Here is a 6,157-nt window from a genome sequence, read left to right as displayed (position 1 = left end):
TACAACCAACGGCCTGATCAGACGTTTCAAGCAGTTTAATCGCTAACATCTGGTCAAATGTCCGGAATATTATGATTTCGGGCACTGGTCTTATGGACTTATTCCCACGAGGCGGTTGCAAAAAGCCATAAAAGGGTCTCTCTGCGTAGGTCGGTTCCTTTACGAACCGACCTTCGGGCAGCTTGCTTTCCCCAACCCAAGACCCCTTTGGAGCGCTCCCTCATCTGAAAAATCAGGTATCATAGAATCCATTCACCTTTTGATCATAGAAATAAGTAAAACACCATGATTTCACCATCAATCCCACTGACCGATCTCCATCGCCACCTGGATGGAAATATCCGACCTGCAACCATTCTGGACCTGGGCAGGAAGAACAACCTCCAGTTACCGGCCGACAACCTGACAGACCTGATTCCCCATGTCCGGGTCATCAGCCAGGAACCGGACCTGGTCAGTTTTTTAACCAAGTTGGACTGGGGCGTTAAGGTAATTGCTGACTACGACGATTGCCGCCGGATAGCCTATGAAAATGTCGAAGATGCCATGAATGCCCGCATTGATTATACCGAGCTACGCTTCAGCCCGTGGTATATGGCGATGACCCATAACCTTGACCCCAAAGGTGTCGTCGAAGCCGTGATTGATGGCGTTGCGGCCGGTAGTCGTGACTTCGGAGTAGCTACCAACCTGATCGGCATTCTGAGCCGTACTTTTGGCCAGGAGGCCTGTCAGAAAGAGCTGGATGCTTGTCTTGCGTTCAAAGACAAGCTGGTGGCGGTTGATCTTGCCGGTGATGAGCTGGGCAAACCCGGAACGCTGTTTGTTGACCATTTTCGCCAGGTTCGCGATGCAGGCCTGAACATCACCATTCATGCCGGAGAAGCGGCTGGCCCTGAAAGTATGTGGCAGGCCATCAGGGAACTGGGTGCGACCCGGATCGGCCATGGCGTAAAAGCCATCTATGACCCTGTGCTGATGGATTATCTGGCAGAACACAAGATCGGCATTGAGTCCTGCCTGACCTCCAATATCCAGACCAATACCTTCCCCGATATTCAGAGCCATCCACTCAGGCAGTTTCTGGACCATGGCATTCTGGCCACCATCAATACGGACGATCCGGCGGTGGAGGGCATTGATCTGCCCCATGAATATGAGATTGCTGCCCCCGCTGCCGGGCTGACACAGGATGATATCCGCCAGGCACAGGAAAATGGCCTGAGTATTGCCTTTTTGTCAGATGAAGAAAAAGTCGCTTTGCAAGTCAAGGCCCGGAACCGTAGCTGAGAGGTATCTCGTTCCCACGGTCTGCGTGGGAACGCACACCTGAACTCACAGTCAATGCAAAACCTCCTGCAAAACCTCCCCGGTACTTTCCTTTCCGACGAGCCGTTATCCAGCATCCAGCTATTCTGCCGAGTAATTATCAGTAATCAGTCATGAGTGGCTCTCGAAAAGCAGAGTATGACTTCCACCAGTATGAAGGTGATATCAACGGCCAGAAAACGGCCTATTTTGTGGTGAACAGCGGTTAAACGCCTGCAGGCAAGGAAAGGATACCGGTCATGGATTCTGAGCAAATCAATAAAGATTCAAGCAGTGAATTACTTTTCGATATTAATGGCCCATTCCAACCTGGGGGTAAGGCTCCGTCTGAGCAAATTACCGACCTCCGTAAGCTCAAGGGGCACGTGGTTGCAGAGCCTTCCGCTGAAGGGGGGCTGAAACCTGCTCAGAATCCTGCTGATCCCTGGGAGGATGACTCAAATGCCATAGAACAGAAGCTTTTTTCTGATATCAATGCGCTGCTTGCTGGCTCTGTCAGCGACAAAACTGAGCTCAAAAAAAGCCTGTCAGAACTCTACAAACAGGCTCATGAGCTGATGACCTGTTATAACCAGAGAATCCAGAACCTCTTGATGGATGACCGTTTTTTATACCGACACTCCTCGGAAATCTCAGCTTTCATGATTCGGGGGTTAATGCCACCACTGGAAAATCTGAAAAAACTGGAAAAAACGCTGGCATCCACACGGAAAAAATCAGAAGAAGAATCTGTCGATCAACTGCAAAAGTCGGCAGTCGATGAATTGGCAAAAGTTGAGAGCGTATTGAAGGATGCCAAAAGTCGGCTCACCAAATATACCAAACCCCTGAAGCCATCCCAGATACTCCAGAAACAGATGAGTCAGCGCCTGGAACGGGAAGCGTCTGAGCTACAGCAAGAACCGAAAACCTGTGTTCCCGTATCTTTGCCAGTTAAGGCCAGCGCCTCAGATAAGCCGCTATCCACGGTTAAGGTTGACCCTGCCGGCATTGCACCTTTGACACATCATAAGCGGCAGAAGCAGGGATACTCAGCGGAAGATTTACAGTCAAGGCAGCTCAAGGCGCTGGCAATAACGCTCGATACTGCCAGCCAGAAGCCAGAGAAAAGAACCATCCAGTCGCTCATCCGTTACGTGGAATCGGTATATCACCACTATGCGCCTCTCAGTCCCTTGCTGTTATTGGCCAGACAGAAGTGCGAACTGTTGTCAATGAACCCTGACAAGGCCTGTAACATATGTCAGGAGGCCATTGCCTTGCTGGAAAGTGTCTCATCCTCTGACGAGCCAGAGTTTTCCCTGGAGGCGTTGATTAACATCGACAAGGCCATTGGCAAACTGGCTGCATTTGATAAAAAGTTGCCCGGTGAAGTCTGGCAGCTATTAACAGAGCTGACACCTGACCAGGATGATAGCCGATACCATTTATTAAACTTGCTGTGTCGCAAGCTGCTGTTGGATGGCCCTACACTGTTAACACAGAAAACGGTACTGAATAAATTCAAAGACGTTGGACAGCTGTTATGCCAGACTCAGGAAAATGCTGGAGATAAGGTTTTTGACCAGCAGTTCAGCAATGTATATGGCCCGATATTCACCTCTCCAACCCACCTGAAAAAAACGCTCAATGTCGTTAATAAACCCCATGAAACTGAGGCATTGCTTCAGATGTTTGCCCGTCAGAAAACCGATGAACAAGTTCGTCTGGCAGAAACGATTGAGGCATTCAAGGCTATTGGCGATGAACAAAAGCTGGAGTGCCTGATCTCGGGAGCTGCCGCTTTTGACTCGCTGATAACGACAATACCGGAAAAGCTGGTCTCTGAAATCAATAGTTACCGACCATCTGAGCCCAGTCAGAGTCATAAGCAGTTAATACACGCGGTACTGTCAAAGTATTCGGATTATCACTCTGTAGCCAGCCCGTGAGTACTATCCACCGGACCTTTTGGCATCAAAACCTGCTTTTTTCAGATGCTCAACCATGATATCAACGTGGTCGCCCTGCAGTTCAATATTGCCATCTTTAACCGCGCCGCCACCGCCGCAGCGCTGCTTCAACTGTTTGGCAAACGCTTTCAGTTCATTGCCTGCCATCGGCAGCCCGCTGATGACCGTGACCACTTTACCGCCTCTGCCTTTTTTCTCCGGGCGAACACGGACGTTACCATCACCCACCACTTCCGGTTGGGCTGCTTCTTCCTTTATTCGACCAGCATCGGTGGAATAGACCAACTTACTTTCCGGGCTGCGTTGATAGTTGCTCATTACTGACCTCCGGGTTCAGAAAACCATCTTTATAACTCTCGAATCATACCTTCCCTTCAGTAAAGAACCACATACTGTCGTTCATTACCGCTGGCAGTGAGCGCAATAACAGCTGCTGCGGTTCCCCAGTTTTATCTCCTTAATGGCTTTGCCGCAGGTGATGCACGGCTGGCCCGCCCGGCCATAAACGGCCAGTTCCTGTTTAAAGTAACCGGGTTTGCCATCGCCCCCGACAAAATCACGCAGGGTTGTACCGCCTTGTTCAATCGCTTTGGCCAGCGTTGCTTTGATGGCGTCAACCAGTCGTTGATAGCGGTTAAGTGAGATTTTCCCACAGGCCCGGTCAGGTCTTATCCCGGCTTTGAACAACGCCTCACTGGCATAAATATTACCGACACCGACCACCACTTTATTATCCATAATAAACGTCTTCACTGACTGGCTTTTGCCCCGGGACAGTTGCCACAGCCGCTGAGCCGTGAATTCACTGTCCAGAGGCTCAGGCCCCAAATACTTGAGCAGCTGATGTTCATGGAGAGGGCGTTCAGACCAGAGAACAGCACCGAAACGGCGAGGGTCCGTGTACCTTAACCGCTGTCCATTGGTCAGAAGAATATCAATATGGTCGTGTTTTTCCACAGGGGTATCGGAGGTAACCACCCGTAGGCTGCCGGACATGCCCAGATGCAGAATCAGGTGACCTGATCCGGTGTCCAGCAGCAGGTATTTGGCTCTTCTTTTTACCTGTCTGATGGTCTTGCCACTGAGTATCTGATTAAGATTCTCCGGCACTGGCCAGCGGAGCCTGGGTTCACGGACAATGATTTCCTGGATGGTGTGACCTTCAATATGAGGCTCTATACCTCGCCGGGTCGTTTCAACTTCTGGTAATTCCGGCATAGTCGTTGATCCCGCTTGCCCACGAAACAGTTGTCACCACGGCTGCAGCATACCCCAATTTTTAATAAAAGCGTCAGCTGTCAGCGAAAATAAGGATAAACACCACGCATAATTTCTGAAATATCTGATCTAACCTTTTTTTGATTTATTGATAGAATATACAACCCTTCGCCCCGGGTCTGTATGGCGTTGGGAGTTGATTCTGTGAGCAAAAATGACAACAAATCTTTCAACCCTTGCCCGCTACCGTGGCGAGCTTCGTGAATTACTGTATCTGGCCGGGCCTATTATGGGAGCCCAACTGGCAACCACCGGTATGACCTTTGTCGACACCAGTATGGCCGGGCAATACTCGGCGATGGATCTGGCGGCCATTGCCCTTGGCTCCAGTATCTGGGTGCCGGTCTACCTGTTAATCCGTGGTATTTTAATGGCCATTACACCAACGGTTGCCCACCTGTACGGTGCAGGTCAAACCGGAGATATTGCCGGTCAGGTGCGTCAGGGGCTTTGGATTGCCCTGTTGATGAGCCTGTTGTCCCTGGGGTTTATTTACCAGTCCGATGTCGTGCTTCAGTGGTTGCAGGTTGGGCCTGAGATGGCGGATAAAACCCTTGAGTATCTACAAGCGCTTGCCTGGGGTGTACCGGCGATTTGCCTGTTCCAGGCGCTGGCCTGTTACTGCGAGGGAATGGGGAAAACCAAGCCCGGCATGGTGTTCAGTTTCGTTGCACTGGGGCTGAATATTCCCCTGAACTATGTACTGATTTATGGCAAGTTCGGGTTCCCGGAGCTTGGCGGCGTTGGCTGTGGTTATGCGACAGCCGTTTGTTTCTGGGTGATGTTCCTGATGATGGCGGGCTACACCATGCGGGGGCAGCAGCACCGTAAAATGGGCCTGTTTGACCAGTGGGAGTTGCCCAGCCTGGGCATTATTGCCAGCCATCTAAAGCTGGGGGTACCCATCGGCCTGGCCATTTTCTTTGAAGCCAGTATCTTTTCGTTGGTGGCGCTGCTGATTGGGAAATTAGGTGCCATCGTGGTTGCCGGGCATCAGATTGCCCTTAATTTTTCTTCACTGACCTTCATGATACCAATGAGCCTGGCGATGGGGATTACCATTCGCGTCGGGCAGGCACTGGGTGCCGGTAAAACCGCACAGGCCGCTTACTCCAGTTATGCGGGTATTGTGACGACACTGGTCAGTGCCACTGTCAGTGCTTCCGTCATGCTGTTCCTGCCAGGTATGGTGACCTCGATCTATACACAGAATTCAGAGGTCGCCATTCTGGCTGCACAGTTGTTGGTTTATGCGGCACTGTTCCAATACGCAGATGGCATCCAGATTGCGGCCAACGGTGCACTTCGTGGCTATAAAGATACCCGGGTGCCCATGGCAATGATCCTGTTTGCCTGCTGGGGCGTGGCGTTGCCCCTGGGCTATATTCTGGGACTGACCGATTGGATTGTTGAGCCAATGGGGCCTCATGGCTTATGGATTGGTCTGGTGACCGCATTGATGATGGCGGCTGTCCTGTTGACCTTGCGCCTGCGTGCCGTTATTGGCCGGAATCGGAGGTTGGTTTCTGATTCCGTGTCAATGCCCGCCGCCTGACCATTAATAGAAAATGAAACCGGCAGACCTTGACGGAAATTAT

Annotated in this window: 5 protein-coding genes; 3 read left to right on the top strand and 2 right to left on the bottom strand. The window is 51.1% G+C overall.

The annotated features are described in order from the left end of the window. Positions 1–285 precede the first annotated feature (285 nt). Together add and KDK13_RS09930 are read left to right on the top strand one after the other, a co-directional pair. Positions 286–1,290 (top strand): adenosine deaminase, encoded by a 1,005-nt coding sequence (gene add, locus KDK13_RS09935; RefSeq protein WP_257284824.1) that lies wholly within the window; start codon positions 286–288, stop codon positions 1,288–1,290. 278 nt (positions 1,291–1,568) lie between these two features. Beyond that, positions 1,569–3,260, top strand: coding sequence for a hypothetical protein (locus KDK13_RS09930; protein ID WP_257284823.1), 1,692 nt, complete (start codon positions 1,569–1,571; stop codon positions 3,258–3,260). A gap of 3 nt (positions 3,261–3,263) precedes the next feature. Here KDK13_RS09930 and yciH read toward each other — a convergent pair whose 3' ends face one another. Together yciH and mutM are read right to left on the bottom strand one after the other, a co-directional pair. Then, positions 3,264–3,599, bottom strand: coding sequence for a stress response translation initiation inhibitor YciH (gene yciH / locus KDK13_RS09925; RefSeq protein WP_257284822.1), 336 nt, complete (start codon positions 3,597–3,599; stop codon positions 3,264–3,266). Between the two features lie 84 nt (positions 3,600–3,683). Then, on the bottom strand, positions 3,684–4,499 hold the full coding sequence (gene mutM, locus KDK13_RS09920; protein ID WP_257284821.1) for a bifunctional DNA-formamidopyrimidine glycosylase/DNA-(apurinic or apyrimidinic site) lyase: 816 nt from the start codon (positions 4,497–4,499) through the stop codon (positions 3,684–3,686). A gap of 214 nt (positions 4,500–4,713) precedes the next feature. Between mutM and KDK13_RS09915 the strand changes: the two genes are divergently transcribed. After that, positions 4,714–6,114 carry an MATE family efflux transporter gene (locus KDK13_RS09915; protein ID WP_257284820.1) on the top strand — a complete coding sequence of 467 codons (1,401 nt, stop codon included), beginning with the start codon at positions 4,714–4,716 and terminating at the stop codon, positions 6,112–6,114. Positions 6,115–6,157 lie beyond the last annotated feature (43 nt).

This window comes from Endozoicomonas sp. SESOKO1, from assembly GCF_024606265.1.
Taxonomy (GTDB): Bacteria; Pseudomonadota; Gammaproteobacteria; order Pseudomonadales; family Endozoicomonadaceae; genus Endozoicomonas.
This window is presented reverse-complemented; position numbering and strand designations above follow the sequence as displayed.

Coding starts and splice junctions, on each gene's coding strand:
- add (WP_257284824.1), top strand. CDS start 286: ATGATTTCACCATCAATCCCACTGACCGATCTCCATCGCCACCTGGAT.
- KDK13_RS09930 (WP_257284823.1), top strand. CDS start 1,569: ATGGATTCTGAGCAAATCAATAAAGATTCAAGCAGTGAATTACTTTTC.
- yciH (WP_257284822.1), bottom strand. CDS start 3,599: ATGAGCAACTATCAACGCAGCCCGGAAAGTAAGTTGGTCTATTCCACC.
- mutM (WP_257284821.1), bottom strand. CDS start 4,499: ATGCCGGAATTACCAGAAGTTGAAACGACCCGGCGAGGTATAGAGCCT.
- KDK13_RS09915 (WP_257284820.1), top strand. CDS start 4,714: ATGACAACAAATCTTTCAACCCTTGCCCGCTACCGTGGCGAGCTTCGT.